This is a genomic window from Paenibacillus odorifer (genome assembly GCF_000758725.1).
In the GTDB taxonomy this organism is placed as follows: domain Bacteria; phylum Bacillota; class Bacilli; order Paenibacillales; family Paenibacillaceae; genus Paenibacillus_AQ; species Paenibacillus_AQ odorifer.
In genome coordinates this window covers 2,432,301-2,457,338 of record NZ_CP009428.1, presented here as the reverse complement: position 1 = coordinate 2,457,338, position 25,038 = coordinate 2,432,301, and the positions used below count along the sequence as shown (strand labels likewise).

Here is a 25,038-nt window from a genome sequence, read left to right as displayed (position 1 = left end):
CAAGCGTTAGTCAGTAGCTCTCGTATTTAAAATCCCATAATGAATAAGGTCTACAAACTCATTTTCTTTATAAATATGCTGTAACAAAACGCCTTCTTTCAGCATGCCAGATTTTTGCATAACCCGTCCCGAACCAGGATTTGTAGCAAAGAATCTGGCATACACTTTGTGATAATGTTTTTCTGTAAAAGCAAAATTAATGACCGCTTTTGTTGCTTCTGTAGCATATCCATTACCCCAGTGTTCCTCACCTATCCAATATCCAAGCTCGCCGTTTCTGTGTGTCCGGTTATTTCTCAGTCCTATAGCACCATACAGCTCGTTTGTATTTTTATCAGTAATAGCGAATTCATATGAATTATCATTATTGAACTCATCTTCATGTGTTTCAATCCATGATAACGCACATTCAATGGGGTATGGATAAGGTAGAGTTAATGTACTTTTGTAAACATTATAATTATTGCAGAGCTCACTGACACGCTGTGCTTCAGACAATGCAAAAGGTCTTAAAATCAATCTTTCAGTAGTAATTGTTCTCTTCTCTGGATTGTACAATGGTATCCCCCCGTTAAACTAAATATTATAAAACAAATACAAGCCAGATAAACAGAAAACTTGGCCACCACTGCTTACCCGCTTTCACAAACAGCCAGCCAAACACCAAAGAAAAAGCAGTAATATACAAGCCGCTTTGCAGACCATGTGTCAAATGACCTAATCCCCAAGTCAGCATTAAACCTATTCCGCCATAAGGAAGAGAAGGATTCTTAAACCATACTTCTCCTGCAGACTGCATTAGCGCAACCAATAGTACAACTAGTACAGCTTCCACAATGTAATATATGTTTTGAACCAAGGCAACCCATATGCCCATAAAACCATGTTCTAACTTGAAGTTTTCATATTCTCTATAAATCTGTGGAATGCTCTCCCCATTAATCCAAAATTCCAACACAGCGAACAAAAAGCTTGACATAAAAGCTACAATTAACAAAGGAATGACCTTAGAGCGCCAACGCAAAGATATAACCTTTTCAATCAACTTCCTCTTCCTGAACCAAAGTAGAAATATCATAGCTCCAACTGTCCACAATATGGTGACTATGCTCCAATGAACAACTAGTACGTACCAAGGGCTGACAAAAAAGTCGTCTATATTAAACAAATCCCCCCATAACCATTGATCTAATCCCATGATGAACATATCCATTCCTAACATTAAAAATACAAGCAGTCCTAATAAAAAATATTGAATACCTGATATATTCCCTTTTTCTTTCACGAAACCTCTCACCCGCCCTATATCCATTTTTGTACTATATTCCCAAAAATACGATGCTGAAAGTATGGCATCTCCCCATTCTGTTTGTCTGTAACAAATCACTCACTTGAATCAAAGTTAGAAAAATACATAAAAAAAAGCACGCATCGATATAAAATCGACACATGCTGTTTACTTGACCTGGCTTGTCCAAACTAGAATCTAGCCACAAAAAATTCGCGGTCTGCGGGAACGTTAAAACTTCTTATAGTAGCTCCACTCTCATCTCTTAAAGTGAGAAGATAAGGTACTGATGTTAAGGTACTAATTGTTGGGAATCTAACTACACCAAATTCGTCAAAATCAGCAGTTACCGTTGTAGTTCCAGCTCTCAATGAAGCTGACCACCCCGTAGTATCTTTAGGTGTACCCGTTGCATTTGTACCAATAGCAACAACAATAAATCTATCCAGAGTCTGTCTAATTCTACGTTTCTTTCTCGTAGGAGCTGCTTTCGCTTTTTTAGCCGCGAGAACTTTGCTAGCCATAACTGCTTTCTTGTTAACTGGTTTTTTAATAATTGTCATTTAATTCACCACTTTCTTTTTAGGATACGTTAGTAAATGCAAGAATCGTAATGTTTGACCTCTCTTTCACCTACAAATCTGAAAATGTGTTAAATCCTAGTTTCATAGTTTCGTGTCCACTAGCTCTGCAGTGCATATAATACCTTCAAGAGGTGATTCATTACTAATGAACGGTCAAAAATGGCTAGAGCAATATCATTCGAAAATGCACCATTCTTTGAGAAAAAGAGTTCAACGTTCCTATCTTCCAGCACATAAGGCAAATTCCATTCCAGTTATCATTAAATTCAAACAAAAAATAACTACAGCCCAGCTACAGTCTTTACAAAACCATTTAAAATCCCACGACCTTCCGATCAGACATCATCTTCACCTGCTCAATTCGATATCATCCAAAGTTTCAAAGAACTGCCTGAACCGGATGTGCCGCTGGGATGGTATCGAAAAAATTTATTTGGATCAAGTCAAAAAAACATCCCTTAATATAGCGACACCATCCATTGGTTCCACAGCTGCCCAAAAGAAAAAGCGGCTTACCGGAAAAGGGATTAATATTGCTATTCTTGATACAGGGGTGTATCGGCACCCTGACCTGTTTCGCCCTGTTAACCGCATAGTTGCTTTTAAAGATTTTATCAATCATAGAACACAGCCCTATGACGATAACGGCCATGGAACTCATATCGCAGGGGATGCAGCAGGCAACGGTTGGATGAGTAAAGGAAAATACAAAAGCCCTGCTCCAGAGGCAGGGATAGTAGGTGTCAAAGTACTCGATAAAAATGGCGATGGATATGATTCCACAATCATTAAAGGAATTGAATGGTGTATTGCGAATCGGAGAAGACTTAATCTTCGTATTCTTTCGATGTCATTCGGGGGTAAGGTGAATCTTCCTTGTTCAGATGATCCGCTCTGCCAAGCTGTAGAAAAAGCAATTAAAGCCGGACTGAACGTTGTAATAGCAGCTGGAAACAGCGGACCGGGACGCAGTACGATCGAATCTCCAGGGATTAGTCCTTCAGCAATTACTGTCGGTGCAGTGGATGACCGTCGCACGCTCACGCAAGCGGACGACCGAATCACTTGGTTCTCCAGTCGTGGACCCGCACCGGGAGGAAGGAAGAAACCGGATCTCGTTGCTCCAGGCGAAACGATCATCTCCCTTCGTGCCCCACGATCCAAGCTGGATCGCGAGCTTCCTTATTTGCGGATAGCTAAAGATTACTTTGTGCTGTCCGGTACCAGTGTCTCAACACCTATCGTCTCGGGTGTGATCGCGCAACTACTCCAGATGAACCCTTCTCTTACGCCTAAGCAAGTAAAATCCATACTAAAAAAGAACACATTTCGCCTTAAACTAAGTCCTAACACAGCAGGATGCGGTGAGATCAATGCGCGGTTCTTATCGTAAATCCGCTTCTTTTTTAAAGGCAGTAATGATTGAAACCGACAATTCCTCTGTAAATATACCTGTTGGCTCTATTTCTAATAAAGCTGATTTCATATCATCTTCAAAACGTTCTAAGTTATCTCTAAATAATCGCTTAGAGGCATAAGACGTAGAATACAAATTTCCTAGAATAGAATCAACAGTCCAAGTGATGGAATAACTCGATAACACCTGTCTTTCAACATCTGTAAAACTGGATCGCCTTACAACATCCTCATGTCTTTCTTGTGGATGTCTATATGTACTGTTCCCGGCTATTCTTTCGTCACCCAACCAGCGTTTCACTACTTCATCTACCTTTTGTTGCCAAGGTAACGGTTCTTGTTGTTCATTAAAAGTATCAATTACAGCAATACCGCCGTTATCATCTAAACTGTGATAGAGAATTTCAAGAATGGATTCTCGGTCCATCCAGTGAAACGCCTTAGCCATCATGATGAGACGAAAGAAACCCCAGTCATTGGATAGTTCTTCCGCTCTACCCTGTTGCCAGCTAACATTCTCAACCCTGTTGTACTTTGATAACAGCTTTGCTTCTTCTAGCATCTCTAGTTCAGTATCTACGCCAACAATTTTTTCGAACCAATCCGTAAACCTTTGCGCTAACTGCCCAGTACCACAACCTAAGTCTAGCAACCGGCCCTCTCCGTTAAGTGAGAATTTGTTCACTAGATATCGAATCAGTGAGGACGGATATAGCGGGCGATATCTGGTGTAATAGCTTGCAGTATCTTTGAACAGATCCGGACCATAATCATTCATAGCTGAACTCCCCCTTCTTTTTTACCAAGGACAAAATCATAGCATTTATGTAATGCAAATAAAAGGCTATCCAGAGCATTCTGGGCAGCCTTTATTTATGTGGATACAGCCCAAAACAATTAAAAAATATTGACAATTAACTTCGTTGCATATATGGTTAATTACATAACTAACTAACCAATGGAGTTGGCGGTGAATACATGGGAAACTTAATGGATGATACACGACCGATATTTATGCAGATCGCCGAACGAATAGAAAATGACATCATCGAAGAAACACTGCTGGAGGAGTCACAAGTTCCTTCGACAAATCAGTTTGCTGTTTTCTACCAGATCAATCCGGCTACGGCTGCGAAAGGTGTGAATTTGCTTGTGGATCAAGGGATATTGTACAAAAAACGAGGAATCGGTATGTTTGTAGCTTCTGGAGCGCGTGCAGTATTGATGGAGAAGAGAAAAGAACAATTCTATGAACAGTATGTAGTAACCATGATCCGTGAAGCTGAAAAATTAGGAATTACGTTGGATCAATTAACAATTATGATTCAGAGGGGAGACAACAAGTCATGAATGAAGTCGTTGAAATCAAAGGATTGACTAAGTCATACGGAAATGTCACTGCCATCCATGAACTCAGTTTTTCTTTGGAGAAAAATAAGATATACGGGCTACTCGGCAGAAACGGTGCAGGAAAAACCACAATAATGCATATGATCACAGCTCAGCTTTTCCCTACAAGTGGTGTCCTGAACGTATTTGGTGAACATCCGTACGAGAATAACCGGGTTCTCAGGCAGATTTGCTTCATTAAGGAAAGCCAAAGGTATCCGGACACGTACCGAATCATCGATGTACTGGAGGTATCCGAATTATTTTTCCCAAACTTTGATCGGGAATATGCTCACTCTTTAATCAAGGATTTCAATCTGCCATTAAAAAGAAGAATAAAAAAGCTGTCCCGAGGTATGCTCTCGGCTGTAGGAATTGTAGTAGGTCTAGCCAGCCGTGCTCCACTTACCATTTTTGACGAACCCTATTTAGGTCTTGATGCAGTAGCTAGAAGCCTATTTTACGATCGCCTAATTGAAGATTATGCTGAAAATCCACGTACGGTTGTTTTGTCCACCCATTTGATCGATGAAGTAAGTCAGCTTTTAGAGCATGTTATCGTCATCGACAACGGCAAGCTAATTATTAACGAAGATGCTGAAGCCCTTCGCGGGCAAGCTGTTACGGTAATCGGCGCGACAGCAAAGATCGAAGATTTTATCGCTGGCAAACAAGTCATTTCCCGCGAGTCTTTTGGCGGATTGCTTACAGCCACCATTATCGGCTTCAACGTGAAGGATCAAGCACATGCTGAAAAGTTAGGCTTAGAAATCTCACCTGTATCTTTACAGCAATTAATTGTTCATCTCACAAATAAAAAATCTCTAGGAAAGGAAGTGACCGTGTAATGAATCCTACGGCAGGTATGTTAAAAATGCATTTCAGAGATAAGTGGTTATGGTTGTATACGCCTTGGGTAATCTTGTTATCCAGCTTCTTGGTAAATGTCATCGTCGCTTCTTTCCTCCAAGAACCGATTTATACCGGCGGTCTGGTTTCTATCTTCATTTATATGTTAATCACCGGTATACTCATTTTGGTGCAGACCTTCCCCTTTGCTCTGGGCTTAAGCCAACGAAGAACGGATTATTTCATAGGCACTTCCTTAATGGCTATTATAACTAGCGCCGTCTACTCAATTCTCCTCTACCTGCTCTCCATCATTGAAAGCAAACTGACAGGTGGCTGGGGTTTGGAACTACATTATTTTCATTTGCCCTATTTAAATGATGGTAATGCCCTCGAACAGCTATGGATGTATTTTGCGCTCTTTCTGCATATGTTTTTTCTGGGGCTAATGATATCCAGCATCTTCCGGAGATTTGGCCGAAGCGGTTTGTTCATTTTCTCAGGGGTTACGTTTATCCTGTGCAGTCTCGGCGTATTGTTAATGACCTATAATCAGTGGTGGGTAGACCTCTTTAACTGGTTTGCTGGATATACCGCATTTGAACTTGCCTTGTGGTCCATGCCTCTGACAGTCGTGTACGCTCTTTTATCGTTTTTGATGCTGCGTAGAGCAACCGTGTAATTCATTATCCTATAAAAAAACAGGTGTGTCCCAATTGCAATGCAATGGTTGCTGGATGCACCTGTTTTATTTCGGGTCTTAGACTTTGATCTAGACAACAAACTTCATTGGATTCAAGCATAGTTGCGCGCGCGAAGTTGCTATGGGACTCAGCGGGTTAAGTAGCGTAGAAGCAAAATTCAGTGTCACTATTGCAGATAGCGAAGGACCAAAACACAGATTAGTATTTCGCCAATCTGCGCGTACGAAGGCGCTATCGGACTCAGCGGGGCGAGTAGCTTAAAGCAGAACGTAGTGCCTCTATTGCAGATAGCGAAGGACCAAAACACAGATTAGTATTTCCCAATCTGCGCGTACGAAAGTGCTATCGGACCCCGCTGACCTTATTCGCAGCTTTAGAGCACATTTGGATTCCTATCGGACCCCACAGTCGCTATTGGCATAAAAAATGCCAAATTCGATCCTTTTTCCATGCAATAGCTGCACTGGGGTCCGATACTTTGCTCAATAGGTGATAAATGAGCAAATAACGTCAGCTGGGTCCGTAAGCCTTAGGTGATGATGATTCCGCGGGGCGATTAGCTTAGAAGCAAAACACAAATTAGTATTTCTCCAATCTGCGCGTACGAAAGTGCTATCGGACTCAGCTGACCTTATTCGCAGCTTTAGAGCACATTTAGATTCCTATCGGACCCCACAGTCGCTATTGGTATAAAAAACGCCAAGTTCGATCCTTTTCCTATGCGATAGCTGCACTGGGGTCCGATACTATGCTCAAAAAGCGATAAATGAGCAAATAGCTTCATCTGGGTCCGTAAGCCTCAGGAGATGTTTCTTAAAGATTTCTTTCGCTTAAGCACTACCGTCTGCTGAAAAGCATAAAAAAAGGATTATAGAACTGCTGCTAGAGCAGTTCTATAATCCTTCTTAGCTATGCGGTCAAGAGGACTCGAACCTCCACGATATTGCTACCACTGGCACCTGAAGCCAGCGCGTCTGCCAATTCCGCCATGACCGCGTATTATAATGACTCGCTTATTGCGGTCACAAGATAGATCATACCACGCTGAGAATCCAACGTCAATATATTTCCGTCATTTTCTTATCATTCATTAATTTATGGATAATTATTGCTTTTGTTGCCGAATATAAGGTATAATGAGAACAAAAGTTCGCATAATATAAATGAGGTGATTTATAATGGCGACTACGAAGCTAAACACATCCATTATTGATGAAGAAGTAACTAAAGAAGAACTGTCCCTGGTCAGAAGCTATTTGCTGCTAACGTTTATTCATAAAGTTTTCGAACGCGACTGCCGTGTAATCAGTAGAAGCGGCCTGTTTAAGACCCCTCAGCTATATATGGAGCTCGTATCTGGTGCCACTAAGAAGACGTCACTAATGCTTCAAGAGGTTACGCGCGAGCTGAGCTCCCATGATTTGAAGATTACTACCGTTCGCCAAGATCAGCGAGGAGTCGAAGCATTATATTCCTGCAGAGGATTTCAAGGAGAGATGAATATATTATGGCCAGGCTTCCGTAGAGAAATGATGCTGCGCATGCGCGCGTATCTTGGACTGTCCACAGAACTCTCCATACTCTCCAGAGAAGAGAATGCGTCTGAACTTGCTCTAACTATATAGTCCCAAATGACATTACAGAAATAGCTCCCGCCCAGTAGGGCGAGGAGCTGTTTTGTATTATGAAGATTATTACTGCGGATATTATTACTGTAAAAATTATATATTATCCGGATCTTGTCTTGGTTCACTAAATGGCTGGAATAAATAATTGCGATCCAGCTTCACTACTCGTCTATTCTGACGACGTATCATCACCTGAGAATCATCCCATGCAAGAACTATCCCTTTTACGTCGTTACTTTCCAAGCCATCGCGCACTACACGAATTTTCTCACCGGAAATCCGGTAAGCATCCAATTGCTCATCGCTAATCATCATTAATCCCTCCTGTCATAGCTTGTCCTATTTAGTCTCAGAAAAAAGACCCAAATGATAAATCATCTGGGTCTCATGTAGGCAATTAACGACTTGCATGTCTACTAAAGCATTCTTATATCAGCGCTTCATTCTTCTCAAACCAGAAGTCAAGAACTTTAGCGGACATCACACGTTGCTCCAGATACTCCACTTGGTTAGTAGTGAATTTTTCCCTCCAAGGAAAGGATAACTCTTCACACAAACCTTTGATTGTCAGAAGCTCTGACCAGGCTACATAGCGTTTGTACCAAAAAAACTGAGGATGTTCAATCATATAGGGATACAGATCGTCGAATTCCGTGTGTTTGCAGTCCAGCGCACGCTCGAAATGATCCTTGGCCTCGGTTAATTTATCAATAAAAAATTGTTCAGTCACCGGTTCTTTCCCCATTGTGACGCCTCCTCCCTATGTCTAATTTTTATTATAAAGGAAAATCCATAGGGTGAAAAGCAGTTGTTTAAAAAATAGGCCTGTTCTTATTGCCAATTAGGTTATTCCCCAAATTCGATGGTGCCTCCATTTAGAGAGGTAATTCTTACGAGTGACTCCAGACGAATGCCTTGCTCTCTGATCGTCCGAGCCCCTGCCTGAAAGCTTTTTTCAACTACAACACCAAGACCAACTAGCTCAGCGCCAGAACGTTGAATGATCTTAATCAACCCACGCGCTGCATCACCATTGGCAATAATATCATCGATAAAGAGGATTTTATCCTCTGGAGAGATAAATTGGCGAGACAACATAATATCAGTAACGATACCTTTTGTAAAAGACGGAACTCTTTCGCAAAGCGCATCTGGATCAGCTAACAGAGTTTTTTTGCGGCGTGCAAAAACTAGCGGCACCTTTAATTCATACGCGGTGGCAAATGCCACGGCAATGCCCGAGGATTCAACGGTCACAATACGTGTAATTCCTGAGTCCGCAAACCTCCCGGCAAACTCCCGTCCCATTTCCATCGTAAGCTGTGGATCAACCTGATGATTTAGCAGTGCATCCAGCTTCAGTACTTCATCCGAAACGACGACACCTTCTTCCAAAATCCGCTGTTTCAACACTTCCATGACTTTGAACCTCCAATACCCTTTATAATCGCAGACATTCCGTACAAATTAATCACTCATCATAAAGCAATTACGACGGAAGTCATGTCCTACTGATCCTCATCATAACCTGTACTATACAGAGTACACAAGGTTATCCTGCATAGCACTCGTTATGATTTTTCTTTAGCTTCGTAAAACTATTAGGAGGGGAGCCATGAAATCACATGTCCGAACATTACAGATCGCTTTCACTTATATTGGCACCATTGTAGGAGCCGGATTCGCCACCGGACAGGAAATATTAAAATTTTTCACACGTTACGGGCACTGGGCAGTCCTGACCATCCTGCTCTCAACTATATTGTTCATATGGCTGGGTACAAAAATGATGGTCATTGCTCGGCGAATAGAAGCGGAATCCTATGAAGACTTTAACCGCCACCTCTTCGGGGAACAGGTCGGAAGCACCATCAGTTTGTTCACGATGGTCGTCCTGATCGGAGTAAATAGTATTATGCTTGCAGGGGCCGGCGCTATTTTTCAGGAGCATCTCGGACTTCATTATCAGACTGGACTAATTATCACGTTGCTTGGTTCATACTTTCTGCTAAAACGAGGGATTTCCGGTATTCTGCAAATGAACAGTATTGTTGTACCTTTAATGCTTACTCTGTCACTTATCATTATTTTTAATACTTTTCAAATTCCGGGAGCTGGACGGTTCCTGTTCCTTGATAACGATCGCTCTCTCTTTGGCGCATGGATGTCACCGCTGCTCTACACCGCCTTTAATTTAGGGATGGCACAAGCTGTTTTAGTCCCTATGGCTCGTCACACAGAGGAAGAAAAATCCCTTGTATGGGGCGGTATTATTGGGGGTACCGGGATTGGTTTTATGTTGATCGCCGCACATTTCGCAATGAGCTCACAGATGCCAGGGATTCTCAAATTTGAAATTCCGATGGGCAGCATCGCCGTCCGGTTGGGTACTGTAGTGCAAACTATATATCTCCTGCTGATCTTTTTGGAGATCTTCAGCACTTTTGTCGCCGATATTTATGGAGTAGCTGTACAGCTTAAGCAACGGCTTCCCCTATCAACCGCATTGATTACACCACTTCTGATGTTGGTCTGCTATTTACTGAGCCAGTTTGGCTTTAGTTCACTGCTCTCCGTGTTCTACCCAATCTTCGGAGGTTTATCATTGGTCTGGGCTGTCAAGCTGCTGCGCACGCCATGGTCCTCTCCACCAGGTAGTAATACTTCATCGAACTCAAAGGAGAAGGGGAACAGTCTCGTATCCGTAAAACCAATCACCCGAACTACACGGAAATAACCGCTGCTGTAGGAATCATACGTGCTGCCGCTTCCGCCACATGCTTGTGACAGGTCATCATCACAATCTGGCGGGAGATCGACAGTTCTCCAAGAAGTCCAAGCGCAGCATGAAGACGAGACTCATCAAAGTTAACGAAGAGATCATCGAATAACAGCGGCAGCGATACTTGCCGTGACATGGTCTCTGCCAATGCCAACCGGATGGCAAGATACAGCTGTTCTGCCGTCCCTCGGCTGAGCAGTCCGCTGTCTAGTAATCCCCCATTCTTATGTTCAGCTTTCAGCTCTTTATGCCCCAGTGTCATAACAACCCTTTTATATTCCCCTTCCGTCAGCTTGGAGAAATAATCTGAGGCAAGCAGTAATACCTGTGGCTGCTTCTCCTGCTCATACACACGACGAGTTCGCCCGATTAGTTCGGCAGTTATCGCTGCCACTGCATATTTATCAGCCACGATCCGCAAGGCTGCTCTCTGCTCTTCCAGTTGCTGAATATCGGAATCCTCCACGCAGCGCTCCTTCAGATACTCCCTTTCCTGAAGCAGCTTGCCTCGCTGCTCCAGCAGGGTGTTCCAACCCTCTTCCTGCCGTTCCATCAACTCTTCAGCCAATGACCGCTTCAGCTGCAATGCTTCCGCATCATGATGATTTAATAATTCCAGCAGAGCAGTAACTCGCTCTTCCTCCCAACCACCGAACATAACAAGCTCCCACTGGCGAATCGATTTATTCAGATCACTGCGCCGCTGCACAGCTGCTGACCTGCGTAAGAAGTCTTCTCCACCAGTCGCCCCACCTTCTTGTATCAGAAGCTCACGCTGTTCTCTCAGCTCACCTAATATCCTGTGGCTCTCCTTGAGTTCTTCATCCACATCTTGCAATCTTGACTGCATAGTTTCCCGGCGAATCAAGTCCTTTTTCAGATCATCCCACGCTCTTTTTCGCAGTTCCAGCCAGCTTAGTAAGGATAACGCAGATATTCGTTTCCCCTCTTGCGGATCTATTTCAAAACCAGCTGCCGCTACACCAGACTCGTCGCCAAGATCAGCACCCGACTCATAGATAAGTGTGAGCAGCTCCTCCTCAAACATGTTACATTCTGCTTCCAGCTCCTTCAATCGTAAGGAGAGTTTATTCTCTTGGCGCAGCAGCTCATTCCCTTGTTCAACCATAGCAAAAATATCCGGCAGTCCTTCAGGGGATAACCCTTCAGGCAGCCTGCGTTGGCGAAGCCATTCTTCATATTGCTCAGCAGTTTCCGTAAATGCCGCCTCCGCCCGGTGCATTTCTTCAGCGAGCAGCTTCTCTTGGCCTGCCAGCGTCTCCAGCTCCGTGCGGCAGGCATCACGCTCCGCGGCATAGCGTTCGATACGCTGCCGCCAAGCTGACCAAGCCTCCATCAGCCTGCGAAGCTCCCTCATGGAGGCCTCCAGCCCGCCTGCGTCAGGGCTGGACCCCGGGGCGGCCGTCCGCCGCCCCGGCACAACGCTCTCCGGCTCCGCCCCGGAGAGCAGCTGCCCCCGCAGCCGCAGCATCTCGGCTGCGGCTGCGCTGACGTCCCCGCCATGCTCTGGCGGGGACGATTCCGGCCGGCGCGCTCCGCGCAAGCCGGCCCAAAGGGCCAGATCGGCCGCGCCCAGCAGGCAGATTGCAAGCACGGCGCTGGCCGGCGGAGCACCGGTCAGCCACAGCGCTGCGGGCAGCAGCACGGTTAGTGCTGCCCCAGCCCACAGCAGGCGCCGGTAGAGCGCGGCCATGCGCTTCGCGCCAAGGCCGTCACTTGCGGCGCCGCGCGCTGGCCCTTCGCTGAGCTGCGCTTCGCGCCAGCGTTCGGCCGCCTGCTGCAGCTCGTCCCACAGCTGCAGCACTTCACGGGCGCTGCGCGGAGCCAGCTGCGCAAAAGCTTCCGCGCCGGTAGCGTGCTCACGCGCCAGCGCCCGTTCTGCCGCTTGGAGCGACGCTGAGGCAGCGGCCAAACGGGATCGCAACGACTGCCGCGTTGCACCCTCCGCCTCCATGCGGCGGTCATAACTAGCGAACGCCGCCGCAAACTTCCGTGCAGCTTCACGATCTGCCGCTGCACCGGAGAATGAAGTCAGCTCTGCAGGGCCCCAGCTCACATCAATGCCGCGCAGAATTCGCCGCAAATGCTCATTCAGCGCCGTTAATTCTCCCTCAAGCCGCTGTCTTTCCGTTCTACGGTTCTCATAACTGCTCCGATGCCGGTCCAGCCGCTCCAAAGCAGGCCCCTGCGCTGCTAATACTTCATCTGGAGGGTTCTTTGCCAGTTCAATAGTAAGCTCGCTTAGAAGACGTTCATAACGTACTACTGATCCCTGTGCATTACGAATTTCTCCTTCAAATGCCTGAAAACGAGTTGCCCCTTCTTCAGGAAAGGCTAAAATCAATGGCAATCCTTGCAGCTCTAGCTGAGCCTCGCTCCACTTTAACCACAGCTCACGGACTTCCTGTGCTTTTCGAAACATCACTAGCTGCTCTCCAGTGAGCTTACGCTGTTGCTCCAATTCATCTAGCTCCGACTCCGTTGCCCTCAATGCCACTATATTATCGTTATATCGCGGGAGATAAGAACGGCTCTCAACCATTTGGCGCTCAAGCTTTTCAATGGCTTGCACAACTTTTGCTGCTTCTTGCAGCTTGCCACGAGGTTTGTACAGCTTCTCAGCTTCCTGCACCAAACGGCGTTCCGCACGCATGATTGCACCTCCCCCGCCCATACCTGCATGAAAAAGAAAGCTGCTCATCTCCTCAGATTGAAGGGCAGCAAGCTCCTGCAGCTCGTCCAGTGAAACTGCGAACAATTGCTGGAACATACTCCTAGAGATCCCCCCAAGTAAATGTCGTTCCATTTCAGCTTGTCCTAGCTCTTGAGTCGTTTCATTTGGATGATTTACTGTAATGTTCAGCTTTTCATTTCTTCCTGATCCCTCAGCACCTGAAGCAAAACGGCGAATGGTCCACAAACCATCATTACAGTCACGTATCTTCAGGGTCCCCCCATGCAATCCACCTTGCATAGGTTCATACCTTTCCAAGGGATTTCCACGGCTTGGAATTCCAAACAGCATAGAGCGTATGAATTGCAGTGTCGTACTTTTTCCTGCTTCATTACGCCCATAAAGTACGGTCACTCCCTGCGTTAAATGAATCTCTCGATTGTGAAGACGCCCGAAGCCATTGATATGCAAATGTTCAATTTTCATCGTTTTGCCCTCCGGCTTGTTGATACGAAAGACTTTCCGCCGCTTCAACAGTATCATCCATCCCACCAAGCATCGTGATTCCCTGCTCTGCTGCACCACGTAGCCAGCTCAACTTCTCTTCTTGACTAGTCATAGACAACAGCTTACGCAGCTCCTGATTCTCCAATAGCGGTTTAAGCGCACTATTTAATAGTTCTTCGAGCGCTTCTGGAGAATGTTCCGTATGCTCTGCAATGCGCAGCATTTCTCCAAGAAAACTATCTTCTTCCAATAAGCGTTGGCGATCAATAGCTAAGCCGGACTCGATGGCGAACCCTTCGGTCCAGACAAGCCCTTTGTAATCTTTACGCTCAGCCCTAATCGCCTCACGGCGCTGGAGTTCAGACAGCAGATCCTCTGCCGCCCCTTTTTCAGCCAATACTTTATGTACGTCCCCTCGTCCAATCAGACGAAATCTGACCACCGACATGAGCTCCGGGAGCTCCGCGCGGATGTCTTCAATAACCTGCTCCACTTTCTGTATCCATTCTGCTTCATTGCTTAATCCTTCTATAGATAGGTCTCTAACCTGCCAGCGAACGAAATCCAGTTCATGAAATTGCAGAGCGGATCTTCCAGCCTCATCTACATCCACAATATAACAGCCTTTAGCACCGGTTTCCTTAATGCTGCGCCCTTGTATATTGCCTGGATACACAATCACAGGCTTCTCATGCAGTACACTCCGTTTATGAATATGTCCAAGCGCCCAATAATCAAAACCCCGTTCGATAAGGTCCCTGCGACTGCAAGGAGAATAGGTCTCATGCAGCAAATCACCGTCTACATTGCCATGCAGCATCGCAATATGAAACAGGCGGCTGCCAGGTATACGAGAAAAGGTTACAGCTGTGTTGTTCGTCACTTTCGCCGTTGGATAAGAGATTCCACTAACGATGGCAACTTCTTGGCCATCTATACGGCGGTAAGCTGTAGCGTGTTCTGGCTTCTCTCCGCCAAATACGATAACATGCTTTGGCATTTCCGTTGTCAGACGCAGTCCGTCAAGCGGATCGTGGTTGCCATGAATCAGGAACACGTTAATCCCGTGCTCACCGAGTTCTTTGAGCGCTTCCTGAAATCGCAGCTGTCCCTGTAATGAAGCATCTGAAACATCGTACACATCTCCACTAATGACAATAAAATCAACATTCTCTTGGATCGCAACGCGGACAAGCCGCCCGAGGGCGGCAAAGGTAGACTCACGTAAATAAGCACGAATGGCTGGCGAAATATGCGCCAGCCCGGCAAAACGGCTATCCAGATGTAAATCAGCAGTATGCAGAAAGCGAAATGGAATCATAGCTGCTCACCCTTTCGTTCCTGAGGGATACTGTAAATAGGTTTTTTTAAGTTCATTAGCAACTCGTGTCAACGAATATAGGCTTTTTGCTTTATCCCAAGCGGAACGTGAAAGCTCATAACGATAAGCCGGATCAGATATCACCTTCTCTAATGCGTCAGCAAGAGCAATCTCATCATCAGGACTGACCAATAAACCATTCACACCATCTTCAATCTGCTCCGGTATTCCGCCCACATTTGTCCCCACTAAAGCCAGGCAGCTAAGTGCCGCTTCCGCAAACACTGAACCGAACGCCTCCGCCCGAGAGGGCAATACGAAAATATCAAAAAATGGCATGAATTCTTCAGGGTGCAGCGTATATCCGTAAAAAATCGTTTCATTATAGATCCCTAAATGTTGGGCCATCTTTTCCAGATCCGCACGTGAAGGACCATCGCCAATAATATGCAGTACATACTCATGGCCGCGATTTTTAAGCTCCGCGCAAGCTTTGAGTAATATATCTATTCCTTTAGCCGGAACCAGACGTGTCACGGTCACTAGCTGCGGAATAGCATTATCATGCGGAACAGGCTTAAATCTTTTTTCATCAAAACCATTCGGAATAACACCTATATTAGAAGGATCAATAATATAAGGGGCCACATAATCTGCAAAAGATCGCGACACCGTCATTAATCGATCACTAACATGCTCAAGCTCACGATAAAGTGAGACTAGAAAACGATGCTCCAAGCCATCCTCGGAAATCGCTCCATTTAGAATCAATTCCCGCTCGTAACTGGAATGCAGGGTATGAATTAACGGAGTATCAGGGAACACTTTTTTCATTGCTAAGCCCGCAATCGGATGATGAGAATGAATAAGATCATAGGGCTTACTCATCCGCAGTTTAGTCCACCATAAATAATCACGATAGGTCTGAATATATTTCTGAACGATCGGACTTTCTCCATACTGCGTCCAATCAAACGTCTCGAATATTACTTCCTCATGCCCCTTATTGCGAATCCGCTTAGGCAGCCAAAACAAATCCATCTCCCAACGGCTTGAACGGAATCTTTCCTGAAGATAAGGGATCATAGATGATACACCACCGGGTTGCTCCGGCGGGAAGAAGAGCGCTTGCAGCAAATTCATATGGTACATCCCCTTTACAATTGCCCTGTGTACTGTAAGACTTGGCAATTATGATATAGTTGAATATATGTAGAATTTCAGGTACGATTACGTTCCCCATACCTTGATTTTATCGGTATAAACATGAAACAGCAACTAAGAAAAAGGAGAATGAGCTATGAAGGAAGAACAGCTGCCTGCCTCTTACACCGCATCTATTAAAGAAATGCTGGGGCAAGAGGCAGATGCTTTTCTAGAAAGTTATTCAGCACCACGAACTCAAGGACTGCGCTTTAATCCGCTAAAAAGCACCTCAGCCATAGGCCAAGTTGCGGTGGACCGTACAGTCTCACAATTTAATTTGAAACCTATCCCATGGTGCCAGGGCGGGTTTTATTATGATGAGCCCGCTCGACCAGGCAGGCATCCTTACCATGCCGCTGGACTATATTATATTCAGGAGCCTTCCGCAATGTCCGCAGCTGAACTGCTGGCACCTGAACCCGGTGAAACCGTCCTCGATCTTGCAGCAGCCCCTGGAGGTAAAACTACGCATATCGCTGGTTTAATGCAGGGACAAGGCCTCTTAATCTCTAATGAGATTCATCCGGAACGCGCAAAAATTCTAGCAGAGAACGTTGAACGTCTGGGCATTAAGAATACCCTCGTAACCTGTGCAACACCAGAACAGCTATCTGCGCGTTTCCCGCAAGCTTTTGACCGAATTATGCTGGATGCTCCTTGTTCTGGAGAAGGCATGTTCCGAAAAGATCCAAAAGCCATTCAAGAGTGGTCTCCTGCTCATGTAGTTATGTGCGCAGCGAGACAATGGGATATCCTGCAAGACGCCTACATTATGCTTAAACCAGGGGGTACTTTAGCCTACTCTACCTGCACCTTTAACCGTCAAGAGAATGAAGAAACCATTGCTCGATTGACGGCTAGTTACCCCGATATGGAACTACTCACCTGCAAACGCCTTTGGCCGCATTTAGAAAAGGGCGAAGGTCACTTTGTAGCACTCCTGCGTAAGCAAATTGACACTGCATCCGTGAATGATGATGCCAACCGCAACGCCAAAAAACGCCGAAGTAAAAACAACCCAAAAACTAATTCTTCTGTACGCGATGCCTACCAGCTTTTTCAAGACTGGGCTGCGGTAGAACTGCCTGGTCTTTCATGCCAAGGTGTGCCACTGCTCTTCGGCGAATCCCTTTATTTGCTGCCAGAATCCTTTAATGGCAATCTCCATACCGGGCTGCTGGACGGACTGCGTATTCCACGAGCTGGACTACATATCGCCCATTTGAAGAAAAATCGGATTGAACCTGCTCATGCATTAGCTATGGCACTACAGCCCATACAAGCTTCACGAAGCTTTAATCTCAGCAGTGATGGCCCGGAAATACATGCTTGGCTACGTGGTGAAAGCCTGCCTGTCCCCAGCGAATTACATGGATGGACACTTGTAACTTTAGATGGTTTGCCGATTAGTTGGGGCAAAGCGAGTTTAGGGCAGCTTAAAAATCATCTTCCTAAAGGATTACGTATCCTAAAAGCCCATATTGACGAGCAATAGGCCATAGACCAGTACAACAGGCCCTCTTCGGCATATGATGTCATTATCTCAGAAAGCTGCGACATCAGTCACAGCAATTGAGAAGAAGACATAAGTTGAGGAGGAATAAATCATGGGTGAATTTCATGGAGGAGCCTTCACTTCGACCGGAGCGATTTTGGTACTTTTCATCTTGCTGGTCATCATTTCCCGTTCGTTGTTTGTTTAATACCTTCCCGGCTTAAATAGCTGGTGAAACGAAGCGGCTGTGTCGTCCTTTTTGGGGCGGTGCGGCCGCTTTATTTCTTTCCAACATAACATCTCCATTTGTTATTCTCGTGAATATTTACCGTCTGAAAGCCCGATTTCCGAAATAACTGCTCCATCTCTTCGTTCTTAGTGAATTGCTTCATATGATAATTGATTTTATAGATCTCAGAAATAATAACAAATGTACCGCCTGCCATCAGCACCCTAAATGCTTCACTTATATCGTGTTCGAGGTCCGGCCAGAAATAATGTGTCTGAATCGCTGTGATCGTCCCAAAAAATCCATCGTTGAACGGTAACGCTGACACATCTCCCTGACTAATTTTCACCTTACCAGCGATTACAGCCTTATTGTTTTTTTGAATAGATGTCTCTACAGCTTGTTCTGAGTAATCTATGCCGTAAATTTCATGTTGTTTATTTTGTTTTGCTAACGTATGTATAGTTTGACCGCCACCACAGCCTATGTCCAGGATAGGATCGCCGCTCTTAATTTCTATTTTTCTAAGTCCCCATGTTGTGATGTTGGTATGTGCCTGATTCATGATTTTGATCATGATATTTCCTACGAACCCTCTAGGATTCTTGGCTTGCTCAATCAGCGCATTCAATAAACCCATATTTGTACCTCCCAATCAATTGGCCATACCAGCAGCCTGATCACTTGATATATGTTCCGTAAGATTTTCTGCTGTAACTGCCCACTTATCTACTTGATACTCTATTTTATGAATACTAGTATATGAAGTCGGGAAATGAGCATTCTTATTCGTCCACGTTAGCCCTTTTAAAATATGGTATATAACATTAATTACGCCACCATGAGTGACCACAATTACATTTTCATTTGGATCAGTACTCTCCAGTTCATTACATAGTTTTGAGAAACTTGAACTTATTCGCGTAAAAAATTCCTGAGGACTTTCTCCTCCTGGAAATCTCTCATCCATTCTTAAAGCCGAGAAATAAAGACCCGGGTATCGTTCATTTACGATTTCATGAGGCATTCCAGCGATTACACCATTGTTCGTTTCTCTCCAATACTGGCTGCTTTCAACAGGCAAATCAAGCTCTCTGGCGATCTCATTTGCTGTATCTAACGCACGTTGCAAATCACTACAAAGAATACGGGTTATGTTAAAGCTAGATTGATTTTCCTTAAGATAATATCCAAGACGTTCGGCTTGTCTATATCCCTCTACTACAAGTCCACGTTGACTCCAACCCCCACGAAAGCCTTCATCATCTATTCCATGCCTTATAAAATATATAGCCATCGATTGTATACCTCCTGAACAAGATTGTTATACATTTGCATTAAACTTCGAAAACGCTTGTTTTTTAAGTTGATCCCAATTGGGCGTTGCAATGTTTGCTTGTTGCTTCAAAATATCAAATGAATTAAACAAAGCCGCTATTTCGCTGAAAGAACCGTCCACTAATTTCATAAACGGTAATTTATGAATTATTGCCAGACCATAATATACAGCCTGCTTGTGCTTTCGAACAAAGTTAACTTGACCTGCTGGAGTAACAGTATAGCTTAATTGCTCCATGATTTGAAACCCCTCGTCCATTACTGAAATGGCTTGTTTTAATAGCTTCTTATCTTTAGATACCTTTTTCAAATCCCCGTCATGCAGATAACTAAGGGAGTTCAAAGCCACTATTGGCACGATATGACTTTTGAGCCAAGCATCCATATCCTCATGATAAGTTAGCTTATACTTAGCGTTCTCAAACGCTTTTTCCAGTAAGTGTTTTATTGGAATCTCACCGTCTAAACTGCCAAGTACCATTTGCCCTCCTGCGTGTATTTTAATAACGCGACCGCTCGTTTCCCGAATTCCTGCACTAAGTTGAAATCCGAAGAGTATATTTTTCCTCACATTGCTCATTTCCTGGAGATCCTTTTGCATGCCAAGAGCATCGCCATTGTTCCCCACAAGAATTATATTCAGACTCTGATTCTCAGCTAGAATAGGTAACACAGATGGAAAATCATTATATTTCATAACAACAAAAATAAGATCATAGAGATCATCGAATCGAAGCGTAGAGATGACCTTTACTGTATCCACAGTGTTTTTAATTTGAAAATAATGGCGAAGCACAAGTCCGTCTTTCGTCAATTGCTCTGCTCGCTTTCCTCTGGCAAGCATGGTGACATCATTTCCCCCACGCACTAGAACATGCGCAAGATAGCTGCCTAATACTCCCGCTCCAAAAACTAAAACTCTCATATTTAGCTCCTCTATCCCTTTTTAGACATTTGTTGAATTTTGATCAACTGTTCGATAAAATCAGATTATCACATCTCCGGTAGGGTTCAATCGTTAGTTTGACTGGTTTTGTTGATTTTTCAACAAAATACAATACATTGTTTAATAAAAAGGGAGTCTTATCATGGATAGAAGAATTAAAAAAAACCAAACAGCCATCATGAATGCATTAATTCAACTGATGGCTGAAAAAGATTTTGAAAAAATAACGATCAACGAAATCGCAGAGCGTGCTGATGTAAACCGCGGAACGATTTATTCCCATTATGCGGACAAATACGATCTGATGGATAAATGCCTGGAGGCTCAGCTCCAGCAACTAATCGAAAGCTGCTCCGCAGTGGAGGATGAAACCGAACCCAATCCCTCGAAGGCGTCATTGCTCCGCACGCTGGAACAATTGGAGGAGAATGCTCTTTTTTATAAGACTTTATTAAGAAACAAAGCTCTGCTCTCCTTTAGAAACCAATTACAAGAAATGATAAATGAGCAGATTAAGGTACAATTTTTAGAAAACAATTTTAATCTCGATGAGCTGAGTAAAGATATATCTGTGCAATTTTTAAGTTCGGCGACTGTCGGAGTGATTGAATGGTGGTTTACCCATAGTAATCCTTGCTCTGCAAAAGAAATCACTGAAAAGTTATGGTCCATGCTCGATCTAAATCTGCAGATGATCCGTTCTCAAGCTTGAATATGTTCTCCCATATCCATCTCATAAATGGAGCTGATAATTTTTTCAATGGGAATCTCCTTAATGGATATATCAAGGATCTCTACCTTTTCGCTAAGAATATGCAGAAACTCGCCCATTTTACATTGCTCGGTATCGATCAGCAGCTCCACTTCGTAATCCGATATTCTTTCCGATATCTGAGTGCCAGGCAGATCAATATTTCCAATAGTTGTGGCGGCTGAAAGCCTAACTACTTTTTGGGCACCCAGATGCAGTCGAAGTTCAGAGAACTTGTCGTCATATACTTTTTTCCCTTGATGAATTATAAGTACTCTTTGAACCAAACGCTCTACATCTTCCAAGTCATGTGTTGTCAGAATAAATGTGGTGCCTTCCTGATTCATTTGCTTAATGAATTCTCTGATTCTTTGTTTAGCTATTACATCCAGCCCGATCGTTGGCTCATCTAAAAAAACCACAGGTGGTGAATGAAGCATCGCCATAATAAACTCGCATTTCATTCGTTCTCCCAGGGAAAGGGTGCGCGTGGGCTTAGTAATAATATCGCCAATCTCAAACATGTTTACAAATTGGTCTAGTCTTGTACGAAAGTCGTTCGTAGGAATATCATAGATTTCCTTGTTCATATAAAAGCTATCCAAAGGGGGAATGTCCCATATTAACTGCGATTTCTGTCCGAACAATACCCCGATTTGTTTTACATATTGATTTTTCTGCTTATGAGGGTTGTACCCTAGAACATTTATTTCGCCCGAGGTAGGATAGAGAACGCCTGTCAGCATTTTAATAGTCGTAGATTTCCCTGCACCGTTTGGACCCAGAATGCCAATGATTTCTCCTTTTCCAACACTAAACGAAAGATCTTCTACAGAGGTAATTATCGATTTTTCACGGTGAAACAGACTTTTAAATACACTTTTTGCATCTTGTCCACGGTGATAGGTTTCATATTGCTTGGTTAAGTTCTTGACGGTAATAATGTCCAAGTGAAATTCTCCTTCTTAGATCTTAACTAATCTTTTATCCTCCGGCGCTTTTGTAACTGCGAAGCATATATGTATAGAGCCAAATTCCGAAGGCAGCAAATAATACACAAGGAATAATCGCTATAAAAAAATAGGGTTCCCATCGGCCAATCAGTGTAGATGCTGGAAAGTAGGCAATCATGGAGACCGGAAACAGAAAAGAACTCACAGCTACGACTGCCTTAGGAAAAATCGTCCCTGGATAACGTCCAAAAGACTTAATGCTCTCAAACATCTCCGGCAAGCGGGAATTCGCCACCCATTTGAAGGAAATCGCTGCCACAATAAGCGCCACACCGAACATAACAAGCAGCCCTGCACCAAACAACAACAGGAACAATAACCAAGAGCCTATGGTCATCCCATCGATTCCGCTAAGTGCGTATACGAACATGATTACTCCTCCACCTAAAAGCCCGATACTTTCGAACTCAAAAGATCTGGCCAACAGCAGAAAAAGGCTCGAGGTCGGTTTAATTAATACCACTTCCAAAGTCCCTTCTACAACATGAGACATCGTATTCCACATAATTCCGTTAAAAAAAATCCCGGCACAAGCCGTAGACAGAATAAAAACGGATTGAATTAACAGCGCCTCTTTAAAGGTCCATCCTGCAAATGAAGCATTCGAATTATAAATAAATACCGTTACTAGAGGAAACAGCACATTCCCTATGAGCATGATAAGACTATTAAAAATAAAGTTAACACGATAAGTGATAGCAGAAGCAATATTCGCCTTCATGCAGGTTTTATATATTTGATACATACGTTTCATGCGCCCACCCCCGTAAAATGCTTAAGCGACACCGCATACAGCACCCGGCAGACAACTCCGGCAATAATTACGGCTATGAGCTGCAGCAATAACACTTGAGGAATAGGTAAGCTTATATCAGCTAAAGTATAGCTACCTGTATAGACCATTGCTGGAAGAAAGGCCGTATATTGAAAGGGTAAGAAAAAGGATGCCATTTGTAAGGATTTTGGGAAAAATACTAATGGAATCAGCGATCCTGAAAATATCCCTTCGCAGAGATTAAAAAAATTACGAATACTAGAGGATTGCACCATCCAAAAGGCGACCATTCCAATACTATAATGAATGAAAAAATTCATCATAAACGCCATAGCTATTGAAAGAATCGCGTATAGTAAATTTGCGGGTAAGACATCAATATGAAAAATAAAGAAAAAGATCATAAAGCAAGGTAAAAATTCAAACAAAAGCCCAAGTACCCTATGCCCTGCCTTCTGAGATAAAGCAAAGAACATATGATTTAGCGGTCTTAACGAAAACGTAATGAATTTCCCGGTACGAATAAGCATTTGTAAATTCCAATCGGCAAAATCCATAGTCAGATAGTTGATCAACATCGTAGCACAAAAATAGGAAAGCATTTGGGAGAGTGACATCCCGTTGATGTAAGATTCCCCGCTATAAACAGCGCTCCATATATAATACTGCACTAAAAAGTACACTGGGCCTACAAAAATAGAAACCATCGAATGCGTCCTGTACGCACTCCATTCCTTATAAGTAACAAAAGCAACCGCCCTCATAATGCGAAAGCGGTGCTTTATCATCTCAAACATAAGTCACATCCTGCCTATCTATAGATATCACATAAAAAAAGTCTTTTTCTTATTCGAGTCCGGACCAGATCACATTGTTTGTACCGAAAATCCCTCTACCGTCCCATATATTTTTATGAAAAGGGATATACCAAACGGCAATCAGCTTTTCTACCGGATCAACGACCAAAGAACAAGACCCCCATCCTTCGTGAAAAAAAGTGCCTTCAGAATAAGATGTACTTTCATTATATCGAAGGTCTGGCCCAAGACCGTATGGTCTATCCGCTCCTCCATCTCCCCATGCGTAGTTTGGAATTTTTTCAGAATTGAACCGCTTGGTCATTCTCTGAACAGCCATCCGACTTAAGACATGACCCCCTTCGTATTCCCCATGGTTAAGCAGCATGATTCCGAACTTTTGTAGATCATTAACGGTTGAATACAGTCCCCCACCAGTTCCGGGAGTCTTGATTTCTTCCTCAGACCTTTGTTCTTCATCCGTAATTTCCCCGTTTTGCAGCTTCTGAAGATATTCCTTGGCTTCTTCCGAACGAATAGCGATCCTACCAGCTTTCTCAGGCGGTATATCAAAGAAAGTATCTGTCATGCCTAACGGTTTTACAATGTGGTCCATTATGTAATCTTCTGCAAAAACACCTGTTATTTTCTCAATAATTGCACCAAGAACCACGTATCCAAACGAGGAATACATCCATTGAGTCCCTACCGGAAAACGAATGCCATAGGAAAGTCCAGCTTTAATCCAGTTTTCTTTTCCAAGCTCTGATTCATAAATATACCACCATGCACTTTTATAGTAAGTATCACTTATAGTTCCATGATCAGGTGCGATGCCGGAGGTATGAGTCAGTAAATGAGCAATTGTAATCGGCTTAAAAGGGTCGGCATCAAACTCTGGAAGAATAGAACTAACTGGTTGTCCCATAAAAATTTTTCCATCATCTGCAAGCTGCCAGATCGCTGTTGCCGTAAACAGCTTGGTAATAGAAGCGATTCGAAAAATTGTATCCGTTTTCAATTCTTGGTCGCTATCTTCTTCGTAACTGAAGCGTCCCCCCGCTCCATTAGCAAATATTTTTCCATAACGACTAAGAGAATAAATATAGCCATCGGCTACTTTCTTATTACAGAGATCCTCATAAAAATGATTAAGTGCCTCTAATCGGTCCTCCCTGTAATTCACTTCGTTCAGCTTGCTAAGCTCTGTGGATGATAACATTATTCGCACTCCCCCTTATTATTCAATAAAATACATGATGCATAAATATCTTGCAATAAAACCCAAATAATTGAAAGGGTGATTTTGCATATAACTATTTTAT

General features: G+C 43.8%; 26 protein-coding genes and 1 tRNA gene. 9 read left to right on the top strand and 18 right to left on the bottom strand.

Annotation, left to right across the window (positions count from 1 at the left end):
• Positions 1-6 precede the first annotated feature (6 nt).
• From PODO_RS10395 to PODO_RS10385, 3 genes are all read right to left on the bottom strand, one after another.
• Entirely contained in the window at positions 7-558 is a 552-nt protein-coding gene (locus PODO_RS10395) for a GNAT family N-acetyltransferase (protein WP_038569910.1), read from the bottom strand.
• Positions 559-583: 25 nt separating this feature from the next.
• Positions 584-1,285, bottom strand: coding sequence for a hypothetical protein (locus PODO_RS10390; RefSeq protein ID WP_038569908.1), 702 nt, complete (start codon positions 1,283-1,285; stop codon positions 584-586).
• 194 nt (positions 1,286-1,479) lie between these two features.
• Positions 1,480-1,851, bottom strand: coding sequence for a hypothetical protein (locus PODO_RS10385; RefSeq protein WP_052096946.1), 372 nt, complete (start codon positions 1,849-1,851; stop codon positions 1,480-1,482).
• A gap of 166 nt (positions 1,852-2,017) precedes the next feature.
• On the opposite strand from PODO_RS10385, the gene PODO_RS10380 reads away from it, so the two are divergent.
• Complete coding sequence (locus PODO_RS10380; RefSeq protein ID WP_038569907.1) at positions 2,018-3,265, top strand: S8 family peptidase; 1,248 nt, start codon at positions 2,018-2,020, stop codon at positions 3,263-3,265.
• Here PODO_RS10380 and PODO_RS10375 read toward each other — a convergent pair.
• On the bottom strand, positions 3,257-4,066 hold the full coding sequence (locus PODO_RS10375; RefSeq protein ID WP_038569905.1) for a class I SAM-dependent methyltransferase: 810 nt from the start codon (positions 4,064-4,066) through the stop codon (positions 3,257-3,259). The genes PODO_RS10380 and PODO_RS10375 overlap by 9 nt on opposite strands.
• 200 nt (positions 4,067-4,266) lie before the next feature.
• Here PODO_RS10375 and PODO_RS10370 point away from each other — a divergent pair, with 200 nt between their 5' ends.
• Genes PODO_RS10370 through PODO_RS10360 form a run of 3 tightly spaced genes read left to right on the top strand, consistent with a single transcriptional unit; the run spans position 4,267 to position 6,208 of the window.
• On the top strand, positions 4,267-4,638 hold the full coding sequence (locus tag PODO_RS10370; RefSeq protein ID WP_036689422.1) for a GntR family transcriptional regulator: 372 nt from the start codon (positions 4,267-4,269) through the stop codon (positions 4,636-4,638).
• Positions 4,635-5,525, top strand: a complete 891-nt coding sequence (locus tag PODO_RS10365) for an ABC transporter ATP-binding protein (protein ID WP_038569899.1) — start codon at positions 4,635-4,637, stop codon at positions 5,523-5,525. Before PODO_RS10370 ends, PODO_RS10365 begins: the two co-directional genes overlap by 4 nt.
• Entirely contained in the window at positions 5,525-6,208 is a 684-nt protein-coding gene (locus PODO_RS10360) for a hypothetical protein (protein WP_038569897.1), read from the top strand. Before PODO_RS10365 ends, PODO_RS10360 begins: the two co-directional genes overlap by 1 nt.
• Before the next feature lie 934 nt (positions 6,209-7,142).
• On the opposite strand, the gene PODO_RS10355 is transcribed toward PODO_RS10360, so the two are convergent.
• Positions 7,143-7,226, bottom strand: a tRNA-Leu gene (locus PODO_RS10355).
• A 182-nt stretch (positions 7,227-7,408) separates the two neighbouring features.
• On the opposite strand from PODO_RS10355, the gene PODO_RS10350 reads away from it, so the two are divergent.
• A complete protein-coding gene (locus tag PODO_RS10350; protein ID WP_051491615.1) occupies positions 7,409-7,855 on the top strand; it encodes a YhjD family protein in 447 nt (148 codons plus the stop codon).
• A gap of 96 nt (positions 7,856-7,951) precedes the next feature.
• On the opposite strand, the gene PODO_RS10345 is transcribed toward PODO_RS10350, so the two are convergent.
• From PODO_RS10345 to PODO_RS10335, 3 genes are all read right to left on the bottom strand, one after another.
• Positions 7,952-8,170: a hypothetical protein gene (locus tag PODO_RS10345; RefSeq protein WP_036689413.1), complete on the bottom strand. Its 219-nt coding sequence runs from the start codon at positions 8,168-8,170 to the stop codon at positions 7,952-7,954.
• A gap of 115 nt (positions 8,171-8,285) precedes the next feature.
• Positions 8,286-8,603: a hypothetical protein gene (locus PODO_RS10340; RefSeq protein WP_036689410.1), complete on the bottom strand. Its 318-nt coding sequence runs from the start codon at positions 8,601-8,603 to the stop codon at positions 8,286-8,288.
• A gap of 101 nt (positions 8,604-8,704) precedes the next feature.
• Complete coding sequence (locus PODO_RS10335; protein ID WP_038569895.1) at positions 8,705-9,277, bottom strand: xanthine phosphoribosyltransferase; 573 nt, start codon at positions 9,275-9,277, stop codon at positions 8,705-8,707.
• A 196-nt stretch (positions 9,278-9,473) separates the two neighbouring features.
• Here PODO_RS10335 and PODO_RS10330 point away from each other — a divergent pair, with 196 nt between their 5' ends.
• Entirely contained in the window at positions 9,474-10,595 is a 1,122-nt protein-coding gene (locus PODO_RS10330; RefSeq protein ID WP_038569894.1) for a YkvI family membrane protein, read from the top strand.
• Here PODO_RS10330 and PODO_RS10325 read toward each other — a convergent pair.
• From PODO_RS10325 to PODO_RS10315, 3 genes are read right to left on the bottom strand one after another with little or no spacing between them, the layout of a single operon-like run.
• Positions 10,582-13,821, bottom strand: a complete 3,240-nt coding sequence (locus tag PODO_RS10325) for an AAA family ATPase (protein ID WP_038569892.1) — start codon at positions 13,819-13,821, stop codon at positions 10,582-10,584. The two genes, PODO_RS10330 and PODO_RS10325, sit on opposite strands and share 14 nt — an antisense overlap.
• Entirely contained in the window at positions 13,811-15,163 is a 1,353-nt protein-coding gene (locus PODO_RS10320; RefSeq protein ID WP_038569890.1) for a metallophosphoesterase family protein, read from the bottom strand. The genes PODO_RS10325 and PODO_RS10320 overlap by 11 nt, the downstream gene beginning before the upstream one ends.
• Before the next feature lie 6 nt (positions 15,164-15,169).
• Complete coding sequence (locus PODO_RS10315; protein WP_036689393.1) at positions 15,170-16,306, bottom strand: glycosyltransferase family 4 protein; 1,137 nt, start codon at positions 16,304-16,306, stop codon at positions 15,170-15,172.
• Positions 16,307-16,463: 157 nt separating this feature from the next.
• Here PODO_RS10315 and PODO_RS10310 point away from each other — a divergent pair, with 157 nt between their 5' ends.
• On the top strand, positions 16,464-17,864 hold the full coding sequence (locus tag PODO_RS10310; RefSeq protein ID WP_038569888.1) for an RsmB/NOP family class I SAM-dependent RNA methyltransferase: 1,401 nt from the start codon (positions 16,464-16,466) through the stop codon (positions 17,862-17,864).
• A 112-nt stretch (positions 17,865-17,976) separates the two neighbouring features.
• Positions 17,977-18,072 carry a sporulation protein YjcZ gene (locus PODO_RS31680; RefSeq protein WP_197069771.1) on the top strand — a complete coding sequence of 32 codons (96 nt, stop codon included), beginning with the start codon at positions 17,977-17,979 and terminating at the stop codon, positions 18,070-18,072.
• 70 nt (positions 18,073-18,142) lie between these two features.
• Here the strand turns inward: PODO_RS31680 and PODO_RS10305 are convergent, their stop codons facing one another.
• The 3 genes from PODO_RS10305 to PODO_RS10295 are packed head-to-tail and all read right to left on the bottom strand — an operon-like array spanning position 18,143 to position 20,356.
• A complete protein-coding gene (locus tag PODO_RS10305) occupies positions 18,143-18,733 on the bottom strand; it encodes a class I SAM-dependent methyltransferase (RefSeq protein ID WP_038569886.1) in 591 nt (196 codons plus the stop codon).
• A 15-nt stretch (positions 18,734-18,748) separates the two neighbouring features.
• Positions 18,749-19,390 (bottom strand): histidine phosphatase family protein, encoded by a 642-nt coding sequence (locus PODO_RS10300; protein WP_036689381.1) that lies wholly within the window; start codon positions 19,388-19,390, stop codon positions 18,749-18,751.
• 27 nt (positions 19,391-19,417) lie between these two features.
• Positions 19,418-20,356 carry a ketopantoate reductase family protein gene (locus PODO_RS10295; RefSeq protein ID WP_038569884.1) on the bottom strand — a complete coding sequence of 313 codons (939 nt, stop codon included), beginning with the start codon at positions 20,354-20,356 and terminating at the stop codon, positions 19,418-19,420.
• Positions 20,357-20,519: 163 nt separating this feature from the next.
• Between PODO_RS10295 and PODO_RS10290 the strand changes: the two genes are divergently transcribed.
• A complete protein-coding gene (locus PODO_RS10290) occupies positions 20,520-21,089 on the top strand; it encodes a TetR/AcrR family transcriptional regulator (protein WP_036689376.1) in 570 nt (189 codons plus the stop codon).
• Here the strand turns inward: PODO_RS10290 and PODO_RS10285 are convergent.
• From PODO_RS10285 to PODO_RS10270, 4 genes are all read right to left on the bottom strand, one after another.
• Complete coding sequence (locus PODO_RS10285; RefSeq protein WP_244886461.1) at positions 21,080-22,078, bottom strand: ABC transporter ATP-binding protein; 999 nt, start codon at positions 22,076-22,078, stop codon at positions 21,080-21,082. The genes PODO_RS10290 and PODO_RS10285 overlap by 10 nt on opposite strands.
• Positions 22,079-22,112: 34 nt before the next feature.
• The gene (locus tag PODO_RS10280; RefSeq protein ID WP_038569881.1) at positions 22,113-22,895 is read right to left on the bottom strand and encodes an ABC transporter permease; all 783 of its coding nucleotides are present in this window, start codon (positions 22,893-22,895) and stop codon (positions 22,113-22,115) included.
• Positions 22,892-23,623: an ABC transporter permease gene (locus tag PODO_RS10275; protein WP_256717035.1), complete on the bottom strand. Its 732-nt coding sequence runs from the start codon at positions 23,621-23,623 to the stop codon at positions 22,892-22,894. The genes PODO_RS10280 and PODO_RS10275 overlap by 4 nt, the downstream gene beginning before the upstream one ends.
• A 139-nt stretch (positions 23,624-23,762) precedes the next feature.
• Entirely contained in the window at positions 23,763-24,935 is a 1,173-nt protein-coding gene (locus PODO_RS10270; protein WP_038569878.1) for a serine hydrolase domain-containing protein, read from the bottom strand.
• Positions 24,936-25,038 lie beyond the last annotated feature (103 nt).

Coding starts and splice junctions, on each gene's coding strand:
- PODO_RS10385 (WP_052096946.1), bottom strand. CDS start 1,851: ATGACAATTATTAAAAAACCAGTTAACAAGAAAGCAGTTATGGCTAGC.
- PODO_RS10380 (WP_038569907.1), top strand. CDS start 2,018: ATGAACGGTCAAAAATGGCTAGAGCAATATCATTCGAAAATGCACCAT.
- PODO_RS10375 (WP_038569905.1), bottom strand. CDS start 4,066: ATGAATGATTATGGTCCGGATCTGTTCAAAGATACTGCAAGCTATTAC.
- PODO_RS10370 (WP_036689422.1), top strand. CDS start 4,267: ATGGGAAACTTAATGGATGATACACGACCGATATTTATGCAGATCGCC.
- PODO_RS10365 (WP_038569899.1), top strand. CDS start 4,635: ATGAATGAAGTCGTTGAAATCAAAGGATTGACTAAGTCATACGGAAAT.
- PODO_RS10360 (WP_038569897.1), top strand. CDS start 5,525: ATGAATCCTACGGCAGGTATGTTAAAAATGCATTTCAGAGATAAGTGG.
- PODO_RS10350 (WP_051491615.1), top strand. CDS start 7,409: ATGGCGACTACGAAGCTAAACACATCCATTATTGATGAAGAAGTAACT.
- PODO_RS10345 (WP_036689413.1), bottom strand. CDS start 8,170: ATGATTAGCGATGAGCAATTGGATGCTTACCGGATTTCCGGTGAGAAA.
- PODO_RS10340 (WP_036689410.1), bottom strand. CDS start 8,603: ATGGGGAAAGAACCGGTGACTGAACAATTTTTTATTGATAAATTAACC.
- PODO_RS10335 (WP_038569895.1), bottom strand. CDS start 9,277: ATGGAAGTGTTGAAACAGCGGATTTTGGAAGAAGGTGTCGTCGTTTCG.
- PODO_RS10330 (WP_038569894.1), top strand. CDS start 9,474: ATGAAATCACATGTCCGAACATTACAGATCGCTTTCACTTATATTGGC.
- PODO_RS10325 (WP_038569892.1), bottom strand. CDS start 13,821: ATGAAAATTGAACATTTGCATATCAATGGCTTCGGGCGTCTTCACAAT.
- PODO_RS10320 (WP_038569890.1), bottom strand. CDS start 15,163: ATGATTCCATTTCGCTTTCTGCATACTGCTGATTTACATCTGGATAGC.
- PODO_RS10315 (WP_036689393.1), bottom strand. CDS start 16,306: ATGAATTTGCTGCAAGCGCTCTTCTTCCCGCCGGAGCAACCCGGTGGT.
- PODO_RS10310 (WP_038569888.1), top strand. CDS start 16,464: ATGAAGGAAGAACAGCTGCCTGCCTCTTACACCGCATCTATTAAAGAA.
- PODO_RS31680 (WP_197069771.1), top strand. CDS start 17,977: ATGGGTGAATTTCATGGAGGAGCCTTCACTTCGACCGGAGCGATTTTG.
- PODO_RS10305 (WP_038569886.1), bottom strand. CDS start 18,733: ATGGGTTTATTGAATGCGCTGATTGAGCAAGCCAAGAATCCTAGAGGG.
- PODO_RS10300 (WP_036689381.1), bottom strand. CDS start 19,390: ATGGCTATATATTTTATAAGGCATGGAATAGATGATGAAGGCTTTCGT.
- PODO_RS10295 (WP_038569884.1), bottom strand. CDS start 20,356: ATGAGAGTTTTAGTTTTTGGAGCGGGAGTATTAGGCAGCTATCTTGCG.
- PODO_RS10290 (WP_036689376.1), top strand. CDS start 20,520: ATGGATAGAAGAATTAAAAAAAACCAAACAGCCATCATGAATGCATTA.
- PODO_RS10280 (WP_038569881.1), bottom strand. CDS start 22,895: ATGAAACGTATGTATCAAATATATAAAACCTGCATGAAGGCGAATATT.
- PODO_RS10275 (WP_256717035.1), bottom strand. CDS start 23,623: ATGGTTTCTATTTTTGTAGGCCCAGTGTACTTTTTAGTGCAGTATTAT.
- PODO_RS10270 (WP_038569878.1), bottom strand. CDS start 24,935: ATGTTATCATCCACAGAGCTTAGCAAGCTGAACGAAGTGAATTACAGG.